Source organism: uncultured Streptococcus sp., from assembly GCF_901875575.1.
GTDB lineage: Bacteria > Bacillota > Bacilli > Lactobacillales > Streptococcaceae > Streptococcus.
Map to the genome: position 1 here is coordinate 109726 of NZ_CABFMF010000022.1, position 24815 is coordinate 134540.

The 24815-nt window shown below is 39.3% G+C and carries 22 protein-coding genes; 15 read left to right on the plus strand and 7 right to left on the minus strand.

The features are described 5' to 3' along the window. Positions 1-80 precede the first annotated feature (80 nt). Complete coding sequence (locus tag QZ114_RS06645) at positions 81-1007, plus strand: bifunctional riboflavin kinase/FAD synthetase (protein WP_295501241.1); 927 nt, start codon at positions 81-83, stop codon at positions 1005-1007. 72 nt (positions 1008-1079) lie between these two features. Here QZ114_RS06645 and QZ114_RS06650 read toward each other — a convergent pair whose 3' ends face one another. From QZ114_RS06650 to QZ114_RS06660, 3 genes are read right to left on the minus strand one after another with little or no spacing between them, the layout of a single operon-like run. Beyond that, positions 1080-1895: a TIGR03943 family putative permease subunit gene (locus tag QZ114_RS06650; RefSeq protein ID WP_295501244.1), complete on the minus strand. Its 816-nt coding sequence runs from the start codon at positions 1893-1895 to the stop codon at positions 1080-1082. Next, positions 1892-2797, minus strand: a complete 906-nt coding sequence (locus tag QZ114_RS06655; RefSeq protein ID WP_295501247.1) for a permease — start codon at positions 2795-2797, stop codon at positions 1892-1894. Before QZ114_RS06655 ends, QZ114_RS06650 begins: the two co-directional genes overlap by 4 nt. Next, positions 2798-2929, minus strand: coding sequence for an SPJ_0845 family protein (locus tag QZ114_RS06660; protein WP_295501250.1), 132 nt, complete (start codon positions 2927-2929; stop codon positions 2798-2800). A 142-nt stretch (positions 2930-3071) separates the two neighbouring features. Between QZ114_RS06660 and QZ114_RS06665 the strand changes: the two genes are divergently transcribed. The 5 genes from QZ114_RS06665 to QZ114_RS06685 all read left to right on the plus strand — a co-directional run bounded on the left by QZ114_RS06665 (position 3072) and on the right by QZ114_RS06685 (position 9312). Next, complete coding sequence (locus QZ114_RS06665; RefSeq protein WP_295501253.1) at positions 3072-5201, plus strand: Tex family protein; 2130 nt, start codon at positions 3072-3074, stop codon at positions 5199-5201. Further along, positions 5188-5637: a SprT family protein gene (locus tag QZ114_RS06670; protein ID WP_295501256.1), complete on the plus strand. Its 450-nt coding sequence runs from the start codon at positions 5188-5190 to the stop codon at positions 5635-5637. The genes QZ114_RS06665 and QZ114_RS06670 overlap by 14 nt, the downstream gene beginning before the upstream one ends. 57 nt (positions 5638-5694) lie before the next feature. Continuing rightward, the gene (locus QZ114_RS06675; protein WP_295501258.1) at positions 5695-5967 is read left to right on the plus strand and encodes a PspC domain-containing protein; all 273 of its coding nucleotides are present in this window, start codon (positions 5695-5697) and stop codon (positions 5965-5967) included. A gap of 596 nt (positions 5968-6563) precedes the next feature. Next, positions 6564-7322: an ABC transporter ATP-binding protein gene (locus QZ114_RS06680; RefSeq protein ID WP_000173374.1), complete on the plus strand. Its 759-nt coding sequence runs from the start codon at positions 6564-6566 to the stop codon at positions 7320-7322. A gap of 1 nt (position 7323) precedes the next feature. Beyond that, positions 7324-9312 (plus strand): ABC transporter permease, encoded by a 1989-nt coding sequence (locus QZ114_RS06685; protein ID WP_295501263.1) that lies wholly within the window; start codon positions 7324-7326, stop codon positions 9310-9312. A 42-nt stretch (positions 9313-9354) separates the two neighbouring features. Here the strand turns inward: QZ114_RS06685 and QZ114_RS06690 are convergent, their stop codons facing one another. Continuing rightward, positions 9355-10050 carry a VIT family protein gene (locus tag QZ114_RS06690; RefSeq protein WP_136937107.1) on the minus strand — a complete coding sequence of 232 codons (696 nt, stop codon included), beginning with the start codon at positions 10048-10050 and terminating at the stop codon, positions 9355-9357. Between the two features lie 230 nt (positions 10051-10280). Here QZ114_RS06690 and QZ114_RS06695 point away from each other — a divergent pair, with 230 nt between their 5' ends. Genes QZ114_RS06695 through ftsY form a run of 3 tightly spaced genes read left to right on the plus strand, consistent with a single transcriptional unit; the run spans position 10281 to position 13183 of the window. Then, positions 10281-11072: a Cof-type HAD-IIB family hydrolase gene (locus QZ114_RS06695; protein WP_295501266.1), complete on the plus strand. Its 792-nt coding sequence runs from the start codon at positions 10281-10283 to the stop codon at positions 11070-11072. Next, positions 11072-11890, plus strand: a complete 819-nt coding sequence (locus QZ114_RS06700) for a Cof-type HAD-IIB family hydrolase (protein ID WP_295501269.1) — start codon at positions 11072-11074, stop codon at positions 11888-11890. The genes QZ114_RS06695 and QZ114_RS06700 overlap by 1 nt, the downstream gene beginning before the upstream one ends. Positions 11891-11893: 3 nt before the next feature. After that, the gene (ftsY, locus tag QZ114_RS06705) at positions 11894-13183 is read left to right on the plus strand and encodes a signal recognition particle-docking protein FtsY (protein ID WP_295501273.1); all 1290 of its coding nucleotides are present in this window, start codon (positions 11894-11896) and stop codon (positions 13181-13183) included. 43 nt (positions 13184-13226) lie between these two features. Here ftsY and zwf read toward each other — a convergent pair whose 3' ends face one another. The 3 genes from zwf to QZ114_RS06720 all read right to left on the minus strand — a co-directional run bounded on the left by zwf (position 13227) and on the right by QZ114_RS06720 (position 17769). Next, positions 13227-14714: a glucose-6-phosphate dehydrogenase gene (gene zwf, locus QZ114_RS06710; protein WP_295501276.1), complete on the minus strand. Its 1488-nt coding sequence runs from the start codon at positions 14712-14714 to the stop codon at positions 13227-13229. A 149-nt stretch (positions 14715-14863) separates the two neighbouring features. Next, positions 14864-15604 (minus strand): amino acid ABC transporter ATP-binding protein, encoded by a 741-nt coding sequence (locus QZ114_RS06715; protein ID WP_295501279.1) that lies wholly within the window; start codon positions 15602-15604, stop codon positions 14864-14866. Further along, positions 15604-17769: an ABC transporter substrate-binding protein/permease gene (locus QZ114_RS06720; RefSeq protein ID WP_295501282.1), complete on the minus strand. Its 2166-nt coding sequence runs from the start codon at positions 17767-17769 to the stop codon at positions 15604-15606. The genes QZ114_RS06715 and QZ114_RS06720 overlap by 1 nt, the downstream gene beginning before the upstream one ends. 173 nt (positions 17770-17942) lie before the next feature. On the opposite strand from QZ114_RS06720, the gene QZ114_RS06725 reads away from it, so the two are divergent. The 6 genes from QZ114_RS06725 to QZ114_RS06750 form a co-directional block, all read left to right on the plus strand. After that, entirely contained in the window at positions 17943-18896 is a 954-nt protein-coding gene (locus QZ114_RS06725) for a CPBP family intramembrane glutamic endopeptidase (protein WP_295501285.1), read from the plus strand. A gap of 76 nt (positions 18897-18972) precedes the next feature. Beyond that, on the plus strand, positions 18973-20961 hold the full coding sequence (gene uvrB / locus QZ114_RS06730; RefSeq protein WP_295501288.1) for an excinuclease ABC subunit UvrB: 1989 nt from the start codon (positions 18973-18975) through the stop codon (positions 20959-20961). Positions 20962-20970: 9 nt separating this feature from the next. Next, the gene (locus QZ114_RS06735; protein ID WP_295501290.1) at positions 20971-21597 is read left to right on the plus strand and encodes an NAD(P)H-dependent oxidoreductase; all 627 of its coding nucleotides are present in this window, start codon (positions 20971-20973) and stop codon (positions 21595-21597) included. Between the two features lie 14 nt (positions 21598-21611). Beyond that, positions 21612-22100 (plus strand): GNAT family N-acetyltransferase, encoded by a 489-nt coding sequence (locus tag QZ114_RS06740; protein ID WP_295501292.1) that lies wholly within the window; start codon positions 21612-21614, stop codon positions 22098-22100. Positions 22101-22172: 72 nt separating this feature from the next. After that, the gene (locus tag QZ114_RS06745) at positions 22173-22640 is read left to right on the plus strand and encodes an 8-oxo-dGTP diphosphatase (RefSeq protein WP_295501296.1); all 468 of its coding nucleotides are present in this window, start codon (positions 22173-22175) and stop codon (positions 22638-22640) included. A 322-nt stretch (positions 22641-22962) separates the two neighbouring features. After that, a partial coding sequence (locus tag QZ114_RS06750) for a YSIRK-type signal peptide-containing protein (RefSeq protein ID WP_295501299.1) occupies positions 22963-24815 on the plus strand: 1853 nt, incomplete at its 3' end.

Consider the following 24815-nt stretch of genomic DNA (forward strand, 5'->3'; position numbering starts at 1 on the left):
ATATTGATAGATTCAGAGGAAAAAGCGATATTTGAGATTTAGTTTTAGCGAAAAGTATTTCTCTGTGTTATAATAGTTTCATGATTACAACAATTCCTATTAAGAATGAAAAAGATATAGCAGTGCCGGATAAAACGGTCCTTGTTTTAGGCTATTTTGATGGTGTTCACAAAGGACATCAAAAACTTTTTGAAGTTGCTACTAAGGCATCGATGAAGGATTATCTTCCTGTGGTTGTGATGACCTTTACAGAATCCCCTAAACTTGCTCTACAACCCTACCATCCAGATCTTATGTTGCACATTGTTAATCCTCAAGAACGGGAGCAGAAGCTGAAATGGAATGGAGTTGAAGCACTATTTTTACTTGATTTTAGTAGTAAATTTGCTAGTTTGACTGCCCAAGAGTTTTTTGATACTTATATTAAGGCCTTAAAACCAACTATTATCGTAGCAGGGTTTGACTATACTTTTGGTTCTGACAACAAAACTGCAGATGACCTGAAGGACTATTTTGATGGTGAAGTCATTATTGTTCCACCTGTAGAGGATGAAAAGGGTAAAATCAGTTCTACTCGTATTCGTCAGGCTATCTTAGACGGTAATGTAAAGGAAGTATCTCATTTGCTTGGGAATCCATTACCTTCTCGAGGTATGGTTGTCCATGGTAATGCTAGAGGTCGTACGATTGGCTATCCTACAGCTAATTTGGTCTTGAAAGATAGAACCTATATGCCAGCGGATGGTGTCTATGTTGTTGATATTGAAGTTCAACGTCAGAAGTATCGTGGGATGGCTAGTGTAGGAAAAAATGTTACTTTTGATGGAGAAGAATCGCGTTTTGAGGTTAATATTTTTGATTTTTCTGATGATATCTATGGTGAAACAGTGACTGTTTATTGGCTTGATCGAGTTCGTGGAATGGTCAAATTTGAATCCGTCGAAGAACTCATTGACCAACTTGAAAAGGATGAAGAAATCGCTCGCTCTTGGAAGACGGAGGACTAGAAGGGTTTAGAGCATGATATATGTTTTCCATTATCTTAGCGAAAAAAAGTAGCTCTTGTTTGGGCTACTTTTTTAAAACGCTCTGTAAACATAGGGATTTTCTGGTTTATCAACTTTTGTAAAACTTTCAACTTCAAGGGTTGGAAGTTTTTGTTTGAGTTCTTTGTGATAATAGTTGATTAGCTTCCCTTTAGCTGTAATCCAAGTGTTGTTTTCATATTGACGTGTATTCCCTTTGGTCAAAAGACCGTAAACACCAGAATCTGCGATACAATGGATAATCCCAAAACGAAAAAGAAATTGGCTATTTTCATGAATAGGATCCTTGTAGACAAATCCTGTAAATTGGATAGTCTTTCCTTCAAATTCACTTGGATAGTCATAGATTGCTTCCATAACTTCCATATAATTTTCATCGGTGATGAGGATTTGATCTTGTGTCAAATAGGTGTCTGCTGTAGTTCGCATTTCCTTTTCATAGGCCGATTTTGAGAAATAAGAGCTGGTATCAGGCTTTAAATACTGGCTTCTGGTTCCTTCGCTGGCTTGGATGGCTAGATTGGTGCCATCCGATAAGGGAAAGTGATAGCCTTTAGCAGAAACTGTTTGAGAATCTAAGCTAACAGTTGGGAAAGCTAAGCCTACGACAATTGGAATGGCCAGAAGAGCAATACTCGTCACCTTGGCTAATCGGCTGTTCAGATGACTGTGGGTTTTAACTTGCTTCATCCAGATATACAGCTGGATGATTGCAAAAATAAAGCAAAGCACCATGGAAATGTAGGCCAGATAAGAGTACTGCATGTTGATGTATTGGTTTAGCTTACCTGTAAGATGGAGATAGAAGGTCATCCCAAAGTAAGAAATTAAAACTAAAAATCGAATCATAAAAAGACTCCAAGGAAAAGGGAATAGAAAAAGACAACTAGACTTACGATGATGATAAAGCGACCGACGAACAGAGCTTTTAAGTAATTCTTCATCATCAGAAGATTTTTGACATCTAACATAGGGCCAATCACGAGAAAAGCGATTACAGGAGCAAGTCCAAAACTAGACAGGAGAGAGGCTCCAATAAAAGCATCTGCCTCACTACAAAGGGAGAGCAGGAAGGCCAAAAGCATTAAAAGTGGAATAGCAAGCAGTGGACTGGAGCTAACAGATGTTAGAATACGAGTTGGAACATAGACCTGAATAATCGCAGCAAAGAGGCAACCAAAGACTAGATATCGCCCCATATCAAAAAACTCGTCGATTGCTTGTACAAAAACTTGAAATACTTTTTTACTGGGACTTAGATGAGAAAAATCATGCTCATGACAAGTCATGCGATTTTCTTTTTGAATTGTTTCTTTCCAGAAAAATCCCAGAAAAATCCCCAAAATCAGAGCTATGAAAATAGATCCCAAGGCTCGTAAAAAAGCAACTTGAAAGGAATTTCCGAAGGCAGAAAAAGTTGCCAAAAGAACGATAGGATTGATAACGGGTGCCGTTACCAGAAAAGGTACGGCAGTATAGCTAGGCACATTCTTTTCCAAAAAACGATTGATAATGGGAACAATTCCACATTCACAAGAAGGAAAAAGAAAGCCAATAAATGTTCCAAAAAAGATTCTCCCCCAACGATTTCGAGGGAGAAGTCCATAAACTTTATCAGGTGTGATATAGACTTCAATCACTCCTGAGAGAATACTTCCGATTAGAACGAAAGGCAAAGCCTCAATGATAATGGAGAGGAAAATGGCTCCAGCTTGAAGCACACTAGAAGGTAATTGATGGAAAATACTCATCTAGTTTTTCTTTTCTTCTTTGGCTTTTTTCTCTTTGTCATCAGGGAATTTGACTTGGTCTAAATCAGGGAGTTTGGCAAATTCCTCAAACATCTTATCTAAATCATCTCGTCTATTAAATTTTACAGCCATGGTTATACCTCATTTCTAAATTATAGTTCTATTATACTATTATTTTGTGGAAATGGATTCTTTTTAATTTGATATCATATAGAATAAAAAGAGTGTTGGATAGAAAGCTTTCTTGTTTCATGCCTTGTGGTATAATAGGATTATGGATAAAAAATATTTAAAAATTTCCCAAGATTTGGGTGTGACCTTAAAACAAATTGATACTGTTTTGTCTCTAACAGCTGAAGGGGCTACTATTCCCTTCATCGCGCGTTATCGTAAGGACATGACGGGTAGTCTTGATGAAGTGGCTATCAAGGCCATTATTGACTTGGATAAAAGTCTGACTAATCTAAACGACCGTAAGGAAGCTGTTCTAGCCAAAATCCAAGAACAAGGCAAGCTAACTAAAGAATTGGAGGAAGCCATCCTTGCTGCTGAAAAATTAGCCGACGTTGAAGAACTTTACTTGCCTTTTAAGGAAAAACGTCGGACTAAGGCAACTATTGCCCGTGAAGCTGGTCTCTTTCCACTTGCTCGCTTAATCTTGCAGAATGTATCTGACTTAGAGAAAGAGGCTGAAAAGTTCGTCTGTGAAGGATTTGCAACTGGTAAGGAAGCCTTGTCTGGTTCAGTTGATATTTTGGTAGAAGCCTTGTCGGAGGATGTTACCTTGCGCGCCATGACTTATCAGGAGGTGCTGAGACACTCTAAACTCACTTCTCAAGTCAAGGATGAAAGTCTTGATGAAAAGCAGGTGTTTCAGATTTATTATGATTTTTCAGAGATAGTTGGAAATATGCAAGGCTATCGTACCTTGGCCCTCAATCGTGGGGAGAAGCTAGGTGTCTTGAAGGTCGGTTTTGAACATGCAACGGACCGTATCCTAGCCTTCTTTGCTGGGCGTTTTAAGGTGAAAAACGCCTATATAGATGATGTTGTCCAACAGTCAGTTAAGAAAAAAGTCTTGCCAGCTATCGAGCGACGAATTCGGACAGAATTAACTGAAAAGGCAGAAGAAGGAGCTATTCAACTCTTTTCTGACAACCTACGCAATCTGCTCTTGGTTGCTCCATTGAAAGGGCGCATGGTTCTGGGGTTTGACCCTGCCTTTCGTACAGGTGCCAAGCTAGCTGTCGTGGATGCAACAGGAAAAATGTTGACTACGCACGTAATTTATCCTGTCAAACCAGCATCAGCTCGTCAAATCGAAGAAGCCAAGAAAGATTTGGCAGAATTGATTGGTCAATACGGCGTGGAAATCATTGCCATCGGAAACGGAACGGCCAGTCGTGAAAGCGAAGCCTTTGTAGCGGAAGTTCTGAAAGATTTCCCTGAAGTCAGCTATGTTATCGTCAATGAGAGCGGTGCTTCAGTTTACTCTGCTAGTGAATTAGCTCGTCAGGAATTTCCAGAATTAACCGTTGAAAAGCGCTCTGCCATCTCTATTGCCCGTCGCTTGCAAGATCCCCTTGCTGAATTAGTTAAAATTGACCCCAAATCTATTGGGGTAGGGCAGTACCAACACGATGTTAGCCAGAAAAAACTATCTGAAAGTCTAGACTTTGTTGTAGAAACTGTAGTTAACCAAGTCGGTGTCAATATCAATACGGCTAGCCCAGCCCTTCTTTCCCACGTAGCTGGACTCAACAAAACAATCTCTGAAAATATTGTCAAATACCGTGAAGAAGAAGGAAAAATCACTTCACGCGCCCAAATCAAAAAAGTACCTCGTCTGGGAGCTAAGGCTTTTGAACAGGCAGCTGGTTTCCTTCGAATACCAGAAAGTAGCAATATCCTAGATAATACAGGAGTTCACCCAGAAAATTATGCTGCTGTTAAAGAACTCTTTAAGCGTTTAGATATCAAGGACTTGACTGAAGAAGCTCAAAGCAAACTCAAATCCGTTTCAATCACAGAGATGGCTCAAGAACTGGATCTTGGACCAGAAACCCTTAAAGATATTATTGCTGACCTATTAAAACCAGGTCGTGATTTCCGTGACTCCTTTGATGCACCTGTGCTTCGCCAAGATATCCTAGATATCAAGGATTTAGAGGTTGGTCAGAAGCTAGAAGGTGTGGTGCGTAACGTTGTTGACTTCGGTGCCTTCGTTGACATCGGGATTCACGAGGACGGTCTCGTCCATATTTCCCACATGAGTCGTAAATTTATCAAACACCCTAGTCAAGTAGTATCAGTTGGTGACTTGGTAACGGTTTGGGTCAAGAAAATCGATACTGAACGGGAAAAAGTCAATCTGTCGCTTCTAGCTCCAAATGAATCTGACTGAGTATGTTCAACTCGTATCGCAAGAGGACTTTGGGAGATATTTTAAACACCAAGCTCAGTGGAATAATCGTTTACGGTCGACAGGTGGTCGATTCTTCCCTAAGGATGGACATTTGGATTTTAACCCCAAAGTCTATCAAGAACTGGGTTTAGATATTTTTCGAAAAATTGTCCGCCATGAGCTCTGCCATTATCATCTTTATTTTGAAGGAAGAGGTTATCAGCATAAGGATCAGGACTTCAAAGAGCTTTTAAAAGAAGTAGATGGTTTACGATTTGTACCAACCTTGCCAAATAGCAACTCCAAACCACTCAAACTTTATCGTTGTCAATCCTGCCAGCAAACTTATCATCGCAAGCGTAGGATTGATACCAAACGCTATCGGTGTGGAATCTGTCGTGGTCAATTAATACAAATAAATCAGACTGAGGACTGATGAATCTCAGCTAGTTCCATGATAAACTAAGAAAAACAAATCAAAAGAGGAAATATCATGAATAGTAAATTTTATAAAATGAGACGAAATCGCATGATTTCAGGAGTTCTAGCAGGTTTGTCAGACAAGTGGAACTTTGATGTTACCCTTGTTCGCTTCCTATTTGCAATTTTTACTATTGCAAACTTCGGAGTAGGTGTCATTATCTATGTAATTCTTGCTTCTATTCTCCCAATTAAGGAAGACATTGAAGAGGAAATGTATGGAACAGGCCCACGCAAACGCAAAGAAGCCCAAGCTATTGAAGACAATGATGGATGGTTTTGGTGAGGTAAATCAATAGGTAACAAAGGTTTTGCTACATGATTATGAATGGAAAGAAGGTAGTAGCATGCTTAGGAAATACTTTAAAAACCATAAATGGACAGACACATTCTGAATTTTGTTTATTTTGATTGCTAATTTTCTATCAACCAATAATTACTTATACCACTTAACGAAACAGGATTTTTCAGAAGAAGGTTGTATTTTAGCAATTCCTTTGTTTCTTTTTCACTTCCTCTTCATAGATAAATTTATCATTTCTAGACGTAATCAGAAAGATAATGAACCTCTAACCCTTGCATCTGCAAGGGTTTTCTTCTTACTTTATTTTTATGGTAAAATAGTTTTAATAAAATGTTTACATTTCACCCAATCTTACAAAAATGTAAGATTAAAGTCTCTTTTGTAAGGTTAGGCTATGGCAAGCGGTCTGTTTTTGATGTAAACTAGACTCATAAAGAACAAAGGAGTAACATCATGAAACAAATCTTACAGAAGAAAACTAGAAAACCAAGCCAGAAAGATATCGAGCGCGTTCAGCTAGGATGCGCTATGATGCAAGCGACATTTCATTTGATGGGATATTAAGAAAGGAGATTCTCATGACACTTTTAGATGTAAAACACGTTCAAAAAATTTATAAAACTCGTTTTCAGGGCAACCAAGTAGAAGCTCTCAAGGATATTCACTTTACCGTAGAAAAGGGTGACTACGTTGCCATCATGGGTGAGTCTGGTTCTGGTAAATCAACTCTTCTCAATATCCTAGCTATGCTGGATAAACCAACTCGTGGTCAGGTTTACCTGAATGGAACAGACACCGCAACCATTAAAAATTCACAGGCTTCTAGCTTCCGTCGTGAAAAGTTGGGCTTTGTCTTCCAAGATTTTAACTTGCTTGATACTTTATCTGTTAAGGATAATATCTTGCTTCCCTTAGTTTTATCAAGAAGACCCATTACGGAGATGATGAAGAAATTGGTGGTAACAGCTGAGAATCTGGGAATCAATCAATTGCAAGAGAAGTACCCTTATGAAATCTCTGGTGGGCAAAAACAAAGGGTAGCAGTTGCACGGGCTATCATCACAGAGCCAGAAATTCTTCTTGCGGATGAGCCAACAGGAGCCCTTGATTCCAAGTCCTCTACAGCCTTACTCGATGTCTTTGATGAAATCAATGAGCGTGGTCAAACCATTCTCATGGTAACCCACTCAACGGCGGCAGCTAGCAGGGCTAAGCGCGTTCTCTTTATCAAGGACGGCATTCTTTACAACCAAATCTATCGTGGAGAAAAAACAGACCGTCAGATGTTCCAAGAAATTTCTGATACCTTGACTGTCATGGCAAGCGAGGTGAATTAGTATGTTTCGATTAACCAATAAGTTAGCGGTATCGAACTTGATTAAAAACCGCAAACTCTATTATCCTTTTGCGCTGGCTGTTCTCTTAGCAGTCACCGTCACCTATCTCTTTTATTCCCTAACCTTCAATCCCAAGATTGCAGAAATTCGTGGAGGAGAAACGATTCAAGCTACTCTTGGATTTGGTATGTTTGTCGTTACCCTTGCGTCAGCTATTATCGTCCTCTATGCCAATAGTTTTGTTATGAAGAACCGTTCCAAAGAACTGGGGATTTATGGCATGTTGGGCTTGGAGAAACGTCACCTGATCAGTATGACCTTTAAGGAGTTGATACTATTTGGAATTTTAACTGTTGGAGCAGGAATCGGTATTGGAGCCTTGTTTGACAAGTTGATTTTCGCCTTCTTGCTCAAACTGATGAAATTAAAGGTTGAGCTGGTCGCTACCTTCCAGATGAAAGTTGTCATTACAGTACTTCTTGTCTTTGGTTTGATTTTCCTAGGACTCATGTTCCTGAATGCCCTTCGAATCGCCCGTATGAATGCCCTCCAGCTCTCTCGTGAGAAAGCAAGCGGAGAGAAAAAAGGTCGTTTCCTACCTCTCCAAACTATTCTTGGTTCCATAAGTTTAGGGATTGGCTATTATCTTGCCCTTATGGTAAAAGATCCTCTTACAGCCTTAACAACCTTCTTCCTAGCTGTTTTACTGGTTATCCTTGGGACCTATCTCTTGTTCAATGCAGGGATTACCGTTTTCCTACAAATCTTGAAGAAAAATAAGAAATACTATTACCAACCAAATAACCTGATCTCAGTGTCTAACTTGATTTTCCGTATGAAGAAAAATGCGGTTGGACTAGCAACTATCGCTATCTTGTCAACAATGGTTTTGGTAACCATGTCAGCAGCGACTAGTATTTTCAATGCCTCAGAAAGCTTTAAAAAAGTTCTAAATCCTCATGATTTTGGGGTTTCAGGGCAAAATGTTGAAAAAGAAGACTTGGACAAACTCTTGAGCCAGTTTGCAAGCGACAAAGGTTATAAGATTAAAGAGAAAGAAGTGCTTCGTTACACTTACTTTGGTGTTGCAAATCAAGAAGGAACCAAGTTAACCCTTTTTGAAAAAGGACAAAACCGTGTCCAACCCACAACAGTTTTCATGGTATTTGACCAAAAAGATTATGAAAATATGACTGGTCAAAAACTTTCTCTATCAGGAAATGAGGTTGGACTCTTTGCCAAGAATGAGGGAGTTAAAGAACAGAAAGCTCTAACTCTAAATGATCATCAATTTTCTGTCAAAGAAGAATTTACTAAAGATTTCATTGTCAACCATGTCCCAAATCAGTTTAATATTTTGACTGCTGATTACAATTACCTTGTTGTTCCTGATCTACAAGCCTTTTTGGACCAATTCCCAGATTCGGCTATCTATAATCAGTTTTACGGTGGTATGAATGTAAATATTAGTGAAGAAGAACAACTCAAGGTCGCTGAAGAATATGAAAAATACTTACAAAAGTTTAATGCTCAATTAAACACTGAAGGTAGCTATGTGTATGGTAGCAATCTAGCAGATGCTAGTGCTCAGATGAGTGTCCTCTTTGGTGGTGTCTTCTTTATCGGTATTTTCCTATCCATTATCTTTATGGTCGGAACCGTTCTGGTCATCTATTACAAACAAATTTCTGAAGGCTATGAAGACCGTGAACGCTTTATTATCTTGCAGAAAGTCGGTTTAGGTCAAAAGCAAATCAAGCAAACCATCAACAAACAGGTTTTAACTGTATTCTTCCTTCCTTTGCTCTTTGCCTTCCTACATCTCGCCTTTGCCTACCATATGATTAGCCTGATTCTAAAAGTGATTGGTGTACTGGATGCGACTATGGTGTTGACTGTGACCTTGTCTATCTGCGCTATTTTCCTCATCGCCTATGTATTGATTTTCATGATTACTTCAAGAAGTTATCGCAAGATTGTGCAAATGTAAAAAAAGATACCTCGACTTCAAAATCGAGGTATTTCTTGTATTTTAAATGCTGAAAAGTTGTCCTAGCAGAAAGGTAACTCCCATGGTTAAAAGACCAATAGCAAGGTTCCGAATCATAGCTGTTTTAGTTGGGGCTTTTCCAAGTTTGGCGCTTGTGTAGCCAGTCATCAAGAGTGAAACTCCTACAATCAGGACAGTAGCAGGGATGCGGTATTCACTTGGGAAAATGGTTACTGAGAGCATTGGAGGCAAACTTCCAAGGAAAAAGGCAACGAAGCTAGAAATGGCAGCGTGCCAAGGATTGGTAAATTCTTCATACTCAATCCCATATTTTTCCTCTACCAAAGCCTTGAGTGGATTTTTAAGAAAGGCCTTATTTGTCAAGAGCTGGGCAGAGGTTTCGCATTCTCCATTTTGGATATAGGCAGCATAGAGGGACTTTTTGGCTAGCTCCAAATCTTGGTCTAGCAAGAGTTTTTCTCGCGCAACAGCTGCTTCCTCAGTATCTTTTTGAGTTGAAACGGATACATATTCTCCACCAGCCATTGAAAAGGCACCAGCTAAGATAGCCGCAAAACCTGATAAAAAAATAATCCAGATATTGCTTGTGGCACTGGCAACCCCGATAACCACACCAGCAATGGAAATAATTCCATCATTAGCACCAAGAACACCCGCACGCAGGATATTTAAACGACCTGCAAAATTTGAATCAATTTCGTGATTTGTTTCTGACATACTAATCTCCTTTTTATCCATTATAAAGGAAAAATATAGGAAAATCAATCTTTTAAAACTATCTGAAAAAAGTTGCACGATTTTAATTTTACGAGCTTTTTTAAGAGTTAGAAACAGCACTAGCTTGTAGGGAAGGATAAAAGAGAAGCAAAGCTGATAGACTAGTCCTTTTTCTAGTTATCTATGGTATAATAGGAGGTAGATTTACTAATCGGAGTAAGAAAGATTTTATGATTAAACTAGTAGCAACGGATATGGACGGAACCTTCCTAGATGGGAATGGACGCTTTGATATGGACCGCCTCAAGTCTCTCTTAGCTTCCTACAAGGAAAAAGGGATTTACTTTGCAGTGGCTTCGGGTCGAGGATTTCTATCCTTAGAAAAATTATTTGCTGATGTTCGTGAGGATATTATTTTCATCGCGGAAAATGGCAGTTTGGTCGAATATCAAGGTCAGGACTTGTATGAAGCGACTATGTCTCGTGAGTTTTATCTGGCAACTTTTGAAAAGCTGAAAACTTCACCTTATGTAGACATCAATAAACTGCTCTTGACGGGAAAAAAAGGCTCTTATGTGCTAGATACGGTTGATGAGACCTATTTGAAAGAGAGTCAGCACTATAATGAAAATATCCAAAAAGTAACGAGTTTGGATGATATCACAGATGATATTTTCAAATTTACAACCAACTTCACAGAAGAAACTCTCGAAGATGGGGAGGCTTGGGTCAATGAAAATGTCTCTGGTGTTAAGGCCATGACAACTGGCTTTGAATCTATTGATATTGTTCTGGACTATGTCGATAAGGGTGTGGCTATTGTTGAATTGGCTAAAAAACTTGGCATCACAATGGATCAGGTTATGGCTTTTGGAGACAATTTAAATGACTTGCATATGATGCAGGTTGTGGGACATCCTGTAGCTCCTGAAAATGCACGACCAGAAATTTTAGAATTAGCAGAGACTGTGATTGGTCACCATAAGGACCAGTCGGTTATAGCTTATATGGAGGGCTTATAATGGCAGATATAAAATTGATTGCATTGGACTTGGACGGGACCTTGCTAACTACTGATAAAAGGCTGACAGATCGAACCAAGGCAACCTTGAAAGCTGCGCGTGATCGTGGGATTAAGGTGGTTTTGACAACAGGTCGTCCTCTAAAAGCCATGGATTTCTTTCTCCATGAGCTAGGGACTGACGGTCAGGAAGATGAGTATACCATTACTTTTAATGGTGGATTAGTTCAGAAAAATACAGGCGAAATCCTTGATAAGACAGTTTTTTCATATGATGATGTAGCACGTTTGTATGAGGAAACAGAGAAATTATCACTGCCTCTGGATGCTATTTCAGAAGGAACTGTTTATCAAATTCAATCGGATCAAGAAAGTCTTTATGCCAAATTCAATCCAGCTTTGACCTTTGTTCCAGTAGCCTTTGAAGACCTATCTAGTCAAATGACCTACAATAAATGCGTGACTGCCTTTGCTCAAGAACCCTTGGATGCAACCATTCAGAAGATTTCTCCAGAATTGTTTGACCAATATGAAATCTTTAAATCACGTGAAATGTTGCTAGAGTGGTCACCAAAGAATGTTCATAAAGCAACAGGTTTGGCAAAACTAATCAGCCATCTTGGAATCGACCAAAGTCAAGTTATGGCCTGTGGGGATGAGGCCAATGACCTTTCTATGATTGAGTGGGCAGGGCTCGGTGTTGCTATGCAAAACGCTGTTCCTGAAGTCAAGGCAGTCGCAAATGTAGTGACTCCAATGACTAATGATGAGGAAGCTGTCGCCTGGGCTATCGAAGAATATGTGCTAAAGGAGAATTAAGATATGGGATTATTTGACCGTCTATTCGGAAAAAAAGAAGAACCTAAAATCGAAGAAGTTGTAAAAGAAGCTCTAGAAAATCTTGATTTGTCTGAAGATACGGAGCCTGCTCTTACAGAAGCTGAGGAAGTCTCTCAGGAAGAAGCCGAGGTTGAAAGTTCTGAAGAAGCTGTGTTTGAAGAAGAGGAAATCCAAGACTCAGTTGAAGAAATTTTGGATTCAGACCCAGTTGTAGAGCTTCATCAAGAAGAAATAGAAGAATTTCCAAACTTAGAAGAAGTCTCAGAGGAAGAGAATATTGAGCACGAAGAAGCTGTAGAAGAAAATAGTTCTGAAGTGCTTGAACCAGAAACACTTCAAGCAGAAGAAACAGTTCAAGAAAAATATGACCGCAGTCTTAAGAAAACTCGCACAGGCTTCGGTGCCCGCTTGAACGCCTTCTTTGCTAATTTCCGCTCTGTTGACGAAGAATTTTTCGAGGAACTGGAAGAACTGCTAATCATGAGTGACGTTGGTGTCCAGGTTGCTTCTAACCTAACTGAGGAGCTACGATATGAAGCCAAACTTGAGAATGCCAAGAAACCAGATGCACTTCGTCGTGTTATTATTGAAAAATTGGTTGAGCTTTATGAAAAGGATGGCAACTATGATGAAAGTATCCACTTCCAAGATGGCTTGACAGTCATGCTCTTTGTCGGTGTTAATGGTGTTGGGAAAACAACTTCTATCGGAAAACTAGCCCACCGCTACAAACAAGCTGGGGAAAAGGTCATGTTGGTTGCGGCAGACACCTTCCGTGCAGGGGCAGTAGCTCAACTAGCTGAATGGGGCCGTCGTGTGGACGTTCCAGTTGTAACTGGACCTGAAAAAGCTGATCCAGCCAGTGTAGTCTTTGATGGAATGGAACGTGCTATATCTGAGGGTATCGATATTCTTATGATTGATACCGCTGGTCGTCTGCAAAATAAGGATAACCTCATGGCTGAGCTGGAAAAGATTGGTCGTATCATCAAACGTGTTGTGCCAGAAGCCCCTCATGAAACTTTCTTGGCACTTGATGCATCAACAGGTCAAAATGCCCTGGTGCAGGCTAAAGAATTTTCAAAAATTACCCCTTTGACAGGAATTGTCTTGACTAAGATTGATGGAACTGCTCGAGGTGGTGTTGTGTTAGCCATCCGTGAAGAACTCAATATTCCTGTAAAATTGATTGGATTTGGTGAAAAAATCGATGACATTGGTGAGTTTAACTCAGAAAACTTTATGAAGGGTCTCTTGGAAGGCTTAATCTAATCAGAAGCAAAAATCCTGCAAGGTAGAAACTTGCAGGATTTTTTTATTCTAAGCGACCATCTTGACGGTAGGCAAGATCAGGCTGCCAAGTCCATTTGGCACCAAACTTTTCAAGTAGGTCAAAACTGGCTTGAGGTCCCATGCTTCCGGCCTTGTAGTCGTGAAGTGGGGCACCGTTTTCAGCCCAGAGTTTCTCGATACGGTCAATCAATTTCCATGAGGCACTCACTTCATCCCAGTGGCTAAAGTTAGTTGAGTTGTTATTTAAGACATCATAGATTAATTTTTCGTAAGGTTCTGGGGAAGCTCCTGTAGCAGTCGCGTCTGTACGGTAATCAAGCGAATTTGGAGCCAAGTTGAATTCTTCACCTACCTCTTTACCATTTAGGCTAAGAGAGAAACCTTCAGTTGGTTGGATATAGATAGTCAAGACGTTAGGTGCAAGTTCTTGACCAAAGATAGAATCCATCTGTTTAAAAACAATATTGACGTGGGTGCCTTTTTCAGTCATGCGTTTTCCAGTACGGAAGAAGAATGGTACACCACGGAATCGATCGCTGTCTACAAAGAAAGCACCAGAAGCAAAGGTCTCAGTTGTAGATTCTGGATTTACATTTGGCTCGCTACGATAAGAGATGTATTTCATGCCATCAATCTTACCTGAACGGTATTGGCCGCGGATAAAGTGTTCTTTAAGTTCTTCATCAGTTGGATGGTAGAGATTTTTAAAGACCTTAATCTTTTCAGCTCGAATCTCATCTTTTGTGAAACTTGCTGGTTTGTCCATAGCAAGAAGTGATAGGAGTTGGAGCGTATGGTTTTGAACCATATCACGAAGGGCCCCTGATTCATCATAGTAGCCACCGCGTTCTTCAACACCTAAACGTTCCGCAAAGGTAATTTGTACATTATCAATATGCTCACGGTTCCAAACATTCTCAAAAATCATGTTGGCAAAACGAACCGCAAAGATGCTTTGAATCATTTCTTTTCCAAGGTAATGATCGATACGATAGATTTGTTCTTCATCAAAGGTTGCAAGAAGTTCTTCATTTAGTTTACTTGCTGAAGGATAATCTGTACCAAACGGTTTCTCAACGATTAAGCGCTCAAAACCTTTACCGTCAACAATATTCTCAGATTTGAGATGTTTTGCAATGGTTCCAAAGAATTGAGGAGCCATAGACAAGAAGAAGAGCTTGTTGTGTTCAGCCTGATACTTGTCATTTAGTTCAGCCTGTAATTGACGCAAAGCAATGTAGTGTTCCGTATCATTGACATCATGACTTTGATAGTAGAAGTGACTAGCGAACTCTTGAGCCTGTTCAGTACTATCTGCCAAATCAAGGATAGATTCAACAACGACAGATTCGAAATATTCCTTGCTCCAAGGACGACGAGCAGTTCCAATAACTGCAAAGTGTTTTGAAAGATTGCCTGATTTGTATAGTCTAAAAAGGGAAGGGTAGAGTTTGCGTTTAGCAAGGTCCCCACTTGCACCGAAAATTGTAACAATAACTTTTGATGACATCTAGCTACCTAATTTCTGTTTTTATTCCTAGACGACCTAGGTATGAGGAAACCTCAGTTTCATAAATTTAATTTTATCATAATTTTCAAAAAAATCAAAAATCTAATACGAGATAGAAAAAACTGCAAGGAAATCCTTACAGTTTAGTCTTATACATTTAGAACCTTGTCCAAGAAATCTTTTAGACGTGGGTGTTGAGGGTTGTCAAAGATTTGATCAGGTGTACCGTCTTCTAGGAATTCACCGTCCGCAGTAAAGATAACACGGTTGGCAACCTGACGAGCAAATCCCATTTCGTGGGTTACGATAATCATAGTCATACCTTGTTTTGCCAAATCTTTCATAACATTCAGAACGTCTCCAACCATCTCAGGGTCAAGGGCAGAAGTTGGTTCATCAAAGAGCATGATGTCAGGGTTCATTGCTAGTCCACGAGCAATTGCCACACGTTGCTTTTGCCCTCCAGATAAGCTATCTGGACAGGCCGTAGCCTTATCTGCAAGACCAACTTTTTCGAGCAACTCCATACCTAGTTTCTCAGCCTCTTCTTTAGAAAGTAACTTATGCTCAATAGGCGCAAAAGTGATATTATCGAGAACTGACATGTGAGGGAATAGGTTAAAGTGTTGGAAAACCATCCCGATATTTTCACGAACGTGGTCAACGTCAGTAGATTTTTCAGTCAAGTCATAACCATTTACTGTGATGTGACCACTAGAGACTTCTTCAAGAAGATTAAGGCTGCGAAGGAAGGTTGATTTACCAGAACCAGAAGGGCCGATGATACAAACTACATCTCCTTCATAAAACTTAGTTGTAATTCCTTTTAGGACTTTGTTTTTTCCGTAGCTTTTGTGTAAATCATTTACATCAATTTTTAATTTTGCCATTAACGAATCCTCTTTTCTAAGCGTTTCGCTAGTCTAGTCAAAAGGGTAATAATTACAAGATAGAAAATTGCAAGAATTGCATACATCTTGAAACTTTGGTAGTTACGAGCGATGATAATCTTACCAGTTTGGAAGAGTTCAACCAAACCGATAGCAGATACGATGGTTGTATCTTTTAGGGCGATAACGAATTGGTTAACAAAGTTTGGCAACATCAACTTAGTTGCTTGTGGCAAGATAATCTTACGCATGGTTTTTCCGTAGGAGATACCAAGACTGCGGCTTGCCTCCATTTGGCCAACTGGAACGGCCTGGATACCACCACGAACGATTTCAGCGATATAGGCAGCAGCATTGAGTGAGAGGGCAATGGTACCAGCTACAAAGTCGTTAATTGGACTTTGTTGACCTGTGATGGATTCGATAAAGTTTGGAATTCCCCAGAAGATAAAGGCTGCAAGGATCATCAAAGGAATACCACGGATAACATCAACGAAAATCTCAGCAAGAATGCGAAGTGATTTATAAGGACTCACGCTAAACATACCAAAGATAATTCCGATAATAATGGCAAAAGCAAATGAAATAAGTGCTAAAGCAAGAGTGATACCAAGTCCGCTAAGGAGTTGGTTGTAGTTGTTTTGAAGCAAGCCCCAGATAGTTGTTTCGTCAACAGTGCTTGTTGAAGCAGATGAAGATTCGCTAGCTAGGTACTTGTCAAGAATCTTTTGGAATTCACCGTTTGCTTTAAGGTTAGCAAGTCCGTTGTTGAACATTTCAATCAATTCTGGATTTGATCCCTTTTTAACGGCAAAGGCTGTTTCACCAATTGGAGTACCGGTTATTGGTGTTTTCAATTTTTGACCTTGGCTGATAGAGTATTTAAGAACAGGCTCATCATCCATTACGGCATCGACAGATCCAGTGTTTAAACTGTCATACATTGATGAACCATCAGCGAAAGTCTTAATTTTGTATCCATACTTACTTTGGTTTTCTGTTAAGAAAGTTTGAGAAGCCGTTCCGTTTTTAACACCGACTGTTTTCCCTTTCAAATCTTCATAAGAAGCAATGGTACTTGATTCTTTAACACCAAGAATGGTATTAGCAGTATAGTAGGATTCTGAGAAATCAAAGGTTGCCTTACGTGCATCAGTGACTGACATTCCTGCAATAATACCATCTGCTTGGCCAGCTTGGACAGCACTGATTGCAGCATCAAAACCTGGATTGGTGATTTCGATTTCAAAACCTTGGTCTTTTGCAATAGCTTTGATCAGTTCCATATCGATACCCGTGTATTGGTTACTTGAGTTCTGGAATACAAAAGGTGCAAAAGATGAATCACTAGCAATAATGTATTTAGCTTTGACTGGAGTTGCTTTTAATCCAGCTGCAGTAGAAGTTGTTGGTACTGCTGACGATGATGAAGCAGTCCATTTCTTGATAATCTGATCAAGACTACCATCTTTTTTCATTTCTGCCAATGCTTGGTTAAATTCAGTGACAAGGTGTTCATATTTGCTTCCTTTTTTAACCCCGAAAGCAAAACTTCCAACCGCTTCACCATCCATATCAATATGAAGGTCTTGGCCTTGGTTGATTGCATACTCGATAACAGGCTTGTCATCCATCATAGCGTCAATAGAACCAGCACTTAAGCTGTTATTCATCAAGTCACCAGTATCAAACGTTTTAATAGTAAAACCGTATTTATCTTTGATGCTTTCAAGGAAACGTTGGGCTGCAGTTCCATTTTTAACACCAACAGTTTTTCCTTTCAGTTGTTCGTATTGACTAATCTTATGAGATTTTGTGGTTGCGATGACAACTTTTGTATCATAGTAAGTATCAGACATAGTGAAGACATGTTCACGTTCTTTAGTCTTAGTCATACCTGCCATGATGGCATCTGCTTGTCCTGCTTGGACTGCATTGACCGCCGCATCAAAGCCAGGATAGGACATCTGGATATTCCAACCTTTAATTTTAGCGACTCTGTTGATAATATCAACATCAATTCCTTTGTAGGTTTGATCTGAATCTTTAAACTCAAAAGGTGCATAAGCTGTATCAGAAACGATTTTAATCGTATCAGCTTTGGCAATGCCTAATGAGAAAATTGGAAATAAAATTAGCAAAAATGCTAGAAAATTTTTCTTCATTTTTAGTCTCCTTTTCCGAATATTTTACCATTATAGCAAAAAAAACAAAAAAAGGCAAATTTTTATAAAAACTATGTAAGAAGATATAACATCTGTAATTCTGATTTTGTCTTGAATCACACAACAGAAGTGCTATAATAAAGGTATATCATATAGTAAAAGAGGATAAAGTTATGAAAGACAAAAGAATCTTAAAAGACTTTGAAACTTCTAAAATGAGTTTAAACATTTACACAAGCCCCTTGTTAGCTCTATTTTTCGTCTATGTATCTGAGTTCATATCTTCTCTATTTTTTGGACTCAGTTTTTTAGTATTGATCGGGCTATTTAGCAATCTTGGTATGGGTGGTCAAAGAATTGCAGATTTCCTTCAAATGTTATTTCAGAATTTATCTGATAAATCAAGTGACATCCATTTAATATTTGAATTACTGTCCTTTGGTTTTATCATCTTAACTGTGTTTAGATGGACTAGAAAAGTAGAGAAAAGACCTATTCGAACCTTGGGATTCTATAAAGAAAATTTTTTAAGTGCCTTACTTAAAGGATACGGTCTTGGTCTATCCCTCTTTATACTTGCTTTGGCTGGACTAGTAGTGTTGGGGCAGTATCAATTTGACTCCATTCACTTGGATACTTATTCGCTAGCTTTTACTTTATTTACAATACCTTTTTGGATTTTACAAGGGACGGCAGAAGAATTGGTTACTCGTGCTTGGTTGATTCCACAATTGGCTAAGAGAACCAATCTTAAAGTCGCTATTATCATATCTAGTAGTCTCTTTACCTTACTGCATTTAGGAAATTCAGGCATAACGTTCTTATCTGCAATTGATCTCTTTTTATTTGGGGTTGCCATGTCCCTATATCTTCTTAAAACAGATACTATATGGGGTGTAGGTGGTATTCATGGAGCTTGGAATTTCGCACAGGGCAACCTCTTTGGAGTATTAGTTAGTGGTCAGTCTTCAGGGACCTCAATCATGAAATTTACTCCACAAGGCAATCAAGACTGGCTATCTGGTGGGTCTTTTGGTATTGAGGGTTCCATCGTGTCCAGTATTATTTTGTTTCTGCTGATTGTCTATCTCGCTTATCAATTAAAGAAAGAAAATGAAAGGATGTGACTTCGGTCCGTCCTTTTCTTCGTGAAAATGTTACAAGTATGCTAAAATAGGAATAGCACATGGAGAGAGGATTCTTATGATTAACCGCATTACAGATAATCAATTTAAACTAGTATCAAAATATCAACCATCAGGAGATCAACCACAAGCTATCGAGCAATTGGTTGATAACATTGAGGGTGGAGAAAAAGCTCAGATTCTGATGGGGGCGACTGGTACAGGGAAGACCTATACCATGAGTCAGGTTATTTCCAAAGTCAATAAACCAACTTTGGTCATTGCCCACAATAAAACTCTAGCAGGACAGCTCTATGGGGAGTTTAAGGAATTTTTCCCTGAAAATGCTGTTGAGTACTTTGTATCTTACTATGATTATTACCAACCAGAAGCCTATGTCCCTTCTAGTGATACCTATATTGAAAAGGATAGCTCTGTCAATGATGAAATTGACAAGCTCCGCCACTCAGCGACTTCAGCCCTTTTGGAGCGTAATGATGTTATCGTCGTGGCCTCTGTCTCTTGTATTTATGGTCTGGGTTCGCCCAAGGAATACGCTGATAGTGTCGTTAGTCTCCGTCCTGGTCTTGAAATTTCTCGTGATAAACTCTTGAATGACTTGGTGGATATCCAGTTTGAGCGCAATGATATTGATTTCCAACGGGGAAGATTTCGTGTGCGTGGGGATGTGGTAGAGATTTTCCCAGCTTCCCGTGATGAGCATGCCTTTCGAGTAGAATTTTTTGGAGACGAAATTGACCGTATTCGTGAGGTTGAGGCCCTGACTGGTCAGGTATTGGGAGAAGTGGATCATTTGGCGATTTTCCCTGCGACTCACTTCGTGACCAATGATGACCACATGGAAGTTGCCATTGCTAAAATTCAAGCAGAGTTAGAGGAGCAGTTAGCTATCTTTGAAAAGGAAGGTAAATTGCTTGAGGCCCAGCGTTTGAAACAGCGGACAGAGTATGATATCGAAATGTTGCGCGAGATGGGCTATACCAACGGGGTTGAAAACTACTCTCGTCACATGGATGGACGGAGTGAGGGCGAGCCTCCTTATACGCTTCTCGACTTCTTCCCAGATGATTTCTTGATTATGATTGACGAGAGCCACATGACTATGGGGCAAATCAAGGGCATGTACAATGGAGACCGCTCTCGTAAGGAAATGCTAGTTAATTATGGTTTCCGTTTGCCGTCAGCTCTGGACAATCGTCCTCTCCGTCGTGAGGAGTTTGAGAGTCACGTTCATCAGATTGTTTACGTTTCAGCGACACCAGGTGACTATGAAAATGAACAGACTGAGACAGTGATTGAGCAAATCATTCGTCCAACAGGACTATTGGATCCAGAGGTAGAAGTCCGTCCGACAATGGGACAGATTGATGACCTCTTAGGTGAAATCAATGCCCGTGTTGAAAAGAACGAACGGACCTTTATCACAACCTTGACCAAGAAAATGGCAGAGGACTTGACCGACTACTTCAAGGAAATGGGCATCAAGGTCAAGTACATGCACTCGGATATCAAGACTTTAGAGCGGACAGAGATTATCCGTGACCTGCGCTTGGGTGTCTTTGATGTCTTGGTCGGAATCAACCTCCTTCGTGAAGGGATTGACGTACCCGAAGTGAGTCTCGTAGCAATTCTTGATGCTGACAAGGAAGGTTTCCTTCGTAACGAGCGTGGACTCATCCAGACTATTGGACGTGCTGCCCGTAATAGCGAAGGACATGTCATCATGTATGCGGATACTGTGACCCAGTCTATGCAACGTGCTATTGATGAAACGGCTCGACGCCGCAAAATCCAGATGGCTTATAATGAAGAGCATGGTATCGTACCACAAACCATTAAGAAAGAAATCCGTGACCTGATCGCTGTAACCAAGGCAGTTTCTAAGGAAGAGGACAAGGAAGTCGACATCAACAGCCTCAACAAACAAGAGCGCAAAGAACTTGTTAAGAAACTAGAAAAACAAATGCAAGAAGCCGTCGAAGTGCTTGACTTTGAACTCGCAGCTCAGATTCGTGATATGATGCTGGAAGTCAAAGCCTTGGATTAGGGGAATTTTATGAATATTTTAGTTATCAATGGACATCCTGATAAAGAAAGCTACTGTCAAGCAATTTTTCAAACGATTGTAGAAAGTATAGATTCAAAGAGACATGAACTTGAAGTGATTAATCTTAATGAGGAAGAGTTTGATCCTGTTTTACGTTATGGTTATCGACAAAGAATGGAGGACAATCCGTTCATACTTCGCTCTCAGGAATTAATCCAGTGGGCAGATCATTTCATTTTTGTTTATCCTATTTGGTGGAGTAGTATGCCTAGTCTATTGAAGGGGTGGATTGATCGTGTTTTTACGCCAGGCATTGCATACTCTGCAAATAATCGAGGAAGCTTTATTTTGAACTACTTGAGAGGGAGACAGTTCAAAAAGTTACTAAAAGGAAAAACAGCTAGTATCTATGTAACTTCTATGGCACCAACTTGGTGGTACAAAGTATTTTCAGGTCCGATTAACATTCCAGACAGTTATGGAATATCAGTATTAAAGAATGCTGTATTGAATCACTGTGGCATAAAAACAAAGAGGGTTTCAATCTTAGGAGAGTTAGGCCGTGAAGTAAATACAAGTTCAACAAGACAAAAATTTCTACAAAAAGTAGCAAAGGAAGTTAGGATGTTGGATTAAGGAGAAGAAAGTAAATGACGGTTATTATCAAATTAATGGAAACTCCTGAAGAGATAGAAGATAAATCCCTCGTTCACTGGCAAACGTGGAAAGAGGCTTATGATAACCTTTTGCCTGCAGAATTTCAGGAGACAATGACATTAGAAAGATGTCGATTCTTTAGTCAAAAGTATCCAGAAAATACATTGATTGCGATGGATGGTATGAAGGTGGTTGGTTTTATCAGTTATGGTAACTTTCGTGATGAGACTATTCAAGCTGGTGAAATTATTGCTTTATATGTTTTAAAAGACTATTATGGAAAAGGTATCGCACAAAAGTTAATGAAAGTAGCTTTGACTGCTCTTGATCATTTTTCTGAAATTTTCTTATGGGTATTGACAGATAATAAACGAGCCATTGCTTTCTATCAAAAAATGGGCTTTACTTTTGATGGACAAGAAAAGATGCTTGAACTTGGAAAGCCGATAAAGGAAAAACGGATGGTATTCTATTCTAAATAATTTTAAAAAGTAGAAGCTAATATTTCTGGTACCAAGTCTGAAAATGTAATAACTTAGAAAGCGAGTAAATTTATGTCCCGTTCCCAATTAACAATTTTAACAAACATTTGTCTGATTGAAGATTTAGAAACTCAGCGCGTGGTTATGCAGTACCGCGCTCCTGAAATCAATCGCTGGTCAGGTTATGCCTTTCCAGGAGGCCATGTAGAAAACGGCGAGTCTTTCGCGGAGTCTGTTATTCGTGAAATATATGAAGAAACAGGGTTGACTATCCAAAATCCTCAACTTGTTGGCATTAAAAATTGGCCACTAGATACAGGTGGGCGCTATATTGTCATTTGTTATAAGGCGACTGAGTTCTCTGGTACCCTTCGCTCTTCAGATGAAGGAGAAGTTTCTTGGGTGCAAAAAGACCAGATTCCAAACTTGGATCTGGCCTATGATATGTTACCCTTGATGGAGATGATGGAAGCTCCGGACAAATCTGAATTTTTCTACCCTCGCCGTACAGAAGACGATTGGGAAAAGAAAATTTTCTAATCCTTTACCAAATAACCAAGTTGATTCAAGGCCTCCTCGATATAGTGGAGGCCTTGTTGTATTTCCTGTCTAATAGTAATAGAAGATTAGGAAAAAAATATCTATACTCGCTAAAATTAAATGCTAATTGAATTAGACAAAATATATGCTTATGCTGTTAATTTTTCTGAGAAAGATGTAAAATAGAAAGTGTACTATGTTTTTAAAATAGTGTGGTACCCAAAATTAAAAAATGTATCCTTTCCTTAAATTACTAAAATATTTAAGGGGGGGGGGGTATTTTTTAGTACCTCAAAAATAAAAATAAGAAAGAGGCGATTAGATGAGAAAATCAAATCGAGAAGTGAACGGAGAAAAGGTATTCCGTTATTCTATTCGTAAGTGCCATTTTGGTGCAGCAAGTGTTGCCGTTGCAGCATTAATGTTTTTTGCTAATGGTGCGGTTAAGGCAGACACTTTACCAGTATCACCTGCTACGGCTAATACTGAAAAGGTAAATGCTGGTGTTACGAACTTGACAGAGGGAGTTCCTCTAGAGAAATCTCTAGAAACTGAGGGAAATAAGGAAATCGTAGCTCCTGAGCCTGCAGCGGAAACATCTAACAAGAAAGATGGAGCTGGCTCTAATGCTCAAGGTGAAAGAGAGATTAAAGTGTCTGATAAAGCAGTGATTCCTGCTAATCAGACGGAGGAAATCAATAAAGTCGAAACAAATGGCAAAGAAAAGGAAGTAGTTACTAATAAAGATAAATTGGAATCTCTTCTAAAAGAAATTGATCAATTAAACTTAAAGGACTATACAGAAGATACTGTTAAAGTATTACAAGAAAAAGTTGCGAAAGCAAAAGAAGTACTTGTTAATGCAACAACTCAAAAAGAAATTGATCTTGCTTATAATGCCTTGGTTGGATATAAAAACGCTGGTTTAAAACGTGTACCTAAACCAAAAGGAGAACTCACTCCTAAACCAGATACAACAAATGGTAAAGCAACAGTAGGAATAAAAGCGGAAAATACTGAACCAAATGGCACAAATATTGCAGGGCATAATCATAGTTTGAACGGGACTACGCTGCCTGAAGGTAGTGGGTTTAGGGCAGCTCCAAACAATGCAAATTTCAGCTATGAAACAAGCGGCACAAGTTTGTCTAGTTTAGTAGCTGGAGACGAATTAGGATACGGGAAAAACGTTATCATCAAAGTAAAATATGATACTAATGCTATTAATAGAAGAGATATAGGATTTACTTCAACGCCTAATGTTGGTCCTAGGCTTGATTATACCAGAAAAGCAAGTGATGGAATCGGACCTTTTGAAGGTGGTCTTAATCTAAAATTAGTAGGAATAATACCTAATGATATGATTGGGACGTATGATTTACATGTACATATTTTAAATAATAAAAATAATAATTCGGAAAGAGCAACTTTAAAAATTCCAATAACTGTAAAACCTAAAAAACCTACAGTAAGTGTTGCTGATTTAGAACATGCTGAAGGAAAGAGCCCAGTTGTTACAGCAAGAGTAGCTGATGCAACTGTAAGTAAAGCAGAATTTTATCTTAACAATCAAAAACAAGCTACTGTAGAAGCTACGAGAGGTATTGCAACTTGGACTCCAACAGCTCCATTAAGAGAACATGATATAATTACTGTTAAAAATATTGCTAAAGGAGGTATACCTCCTAGAGATGCTTATGGTAACACTTTTACAGTAAGTGAAGTGTCGTCGGATATGAGTGATGCAGTAATAATACCTAAAGCACCTAAACCAGCATTTGATCTTGAAGCAGCAAAATCTAATGCCAAAGCAAGCTTAGCAGAAGCAGCGAAAGCCGAAAAAGCAGCCATCGCAGCAGACAATAGCTTAACATCAGCCCAACGTACAGCAAAAGAAAAAGAAGTAGATACTACGAAAGCAGCAGAAGAGGCTAAGATTACAGCAGCCGACACAGCAGATGCAGTAGAAGCAGCGAAAACAGCAGGTGTAACAGCCATTGAAGGCGTGCACACACCAGGTAACTTAGATACTGTAAAAGAAGCAGCCAAAGCAAGCTTAGCAGAAGCAGCGAAAGCCGAAAAAGCAGCCATCGCAGCAGACAATAGCTTAACATCAGCCCAACGTACAGCAAAAGAAAAAGAAGTAGATACTACGAAAGCAGCAGAAGAGGCTAA

Coding starts and splice junctions, on each gene's coding strand:
- QZ114_RS06655 (WP_295501247.1), bottom strand. CDS start 2,797: ATGAGTATTTTCCATCAATTACCTTCTAGTGTGCTTCAAGCTGGAGCC.
- QZ114_RS06695 (WP_295501266.1), top strand. CDS start 10,281: ATGATTAAACTAGTAGCAACGGATATGGACGGAACCTTCCTAGATGGG.
- QZ114_RS06670 (WP_295501256.1), top strand. CDS start 5,188: ATGAATCTGACTGAGTATGTTCAACTCGTATCGCAAGAGGACTTTGGG.
- QZ114_RS06740 (WP_295501292.1), top strand. CDS start 21,612: ATGACGGTTATTATCAAATTAATGGAAACTCCTGAAGAGATAGAAGAT.
- QZ114_RS06720 (WP_295501282.1), bottom strand. CDS start 17,769: ATGAAGAAAAATTTTCTAGCATTTTTGCTAATTTTATTTCCAATTTTC.
- QZ114_RS06715 (WP_295501279.1), bottom strand. CDS start 15,604: ATGGCAAAATTAAAAATTGATGTAAATGATTTACACAAAAGCTACGGA.
- QZ114_RS06745 (WP_295501296.1), top strand. CDS start 22,173: ATGTCCCGTTCCCAATTAACAATTTTAACAAACATTTGTCTGATTGAA.
- QZ114_RS06650 (WP_295501244.1), bottom strand. CDS start 1,895: ATGATTCGATTTTTAGTTTTAATTTCTTACTTTGGGATGACCTTCTAT.
- QZ114_RS06685 (WP_295501263.1), top strand. CDS start 7,324: ATGTTTCGATTAACCAATAAGTTAGCGGTATCGAACTTGATTAAAAAC.
- uvrB (WP_295501288.1), top strand. CDS start 18,973: ATGATTAACCGCATTACAGATAATCAATTTAAACTAGTATCAAAATAT.
- zwf (WP_295501276.1), bottom strand. CDS start 14,714: ATGTCATCAAAAGTTATTGTTACAATTTTCGGTGCAAGTGGGGACCTT.
- QZ114_RS06665 (WP_295501253.1), top strand. CDS start 3,072: ATGGATAAAAAATATTTAAAAATTTCCCAAGATTTGGGTGTGACCTTA.
- QZ114_RS06735 (WP_295501290.1), top strand. CDS start 20,971: ATGAATATTTTAGTTATCAATGGACATCCTGATAAAGAAAGCTACTGT.
- QZ114_RS06690 (WP_136937107.1), bottom strand. CDS start 10,050: ATGTCAGAAACAAATCACGAAATTGATTCAAATTTTGCAGGTCGTTTA.
- QZ114_RS06645 (WP_295501241.1), top strand. CDS start 81: ATGATTACAACAATTCCTATTAAGAATGAAAAAGATATAGCAGTGCCG.
- QZ114_RS06660 (WP_295501250.1), bottom strand. CDS start 2,929: ATGGCTGTAAAATTTAATAGACGAGATGATTTAGATAAGATGTTTGAG.
- QZ114_RS06680 (WP_000173374.1), top strand. CDS start 6,564: ATGACACTTTTAGATGTAAAACACGTTCAAAAAATTTATAAAACTCGT.
- ftsY (WP_295501273.1), top strand. CDS start 11,894: ATGGGATTATTTGACCGTCTATTCGGAAAAAAAGAAGAACCTAAAATC.
- QZ114_RS06725 (WP_295501285.1), top strand. CDS start 17,943: ATGAAAGACAAAAGAATCTTAAAAGACTTTGAAACTTCTAAAATGAGT.
- QZ114_RS06700 (WP_295501269.1), top strand. CDS start 11,072: ATGGCAGATATAAAATTGATTGCATTGGACTTGGACGGGACCTTGCTA.
- QZ114_RS06675 (WP_295501258.1), top strand. CDS start 5,695: ATGAATAGTAAATTTTATAAAATGAGACGAAATCGCATGATTTCAGGA.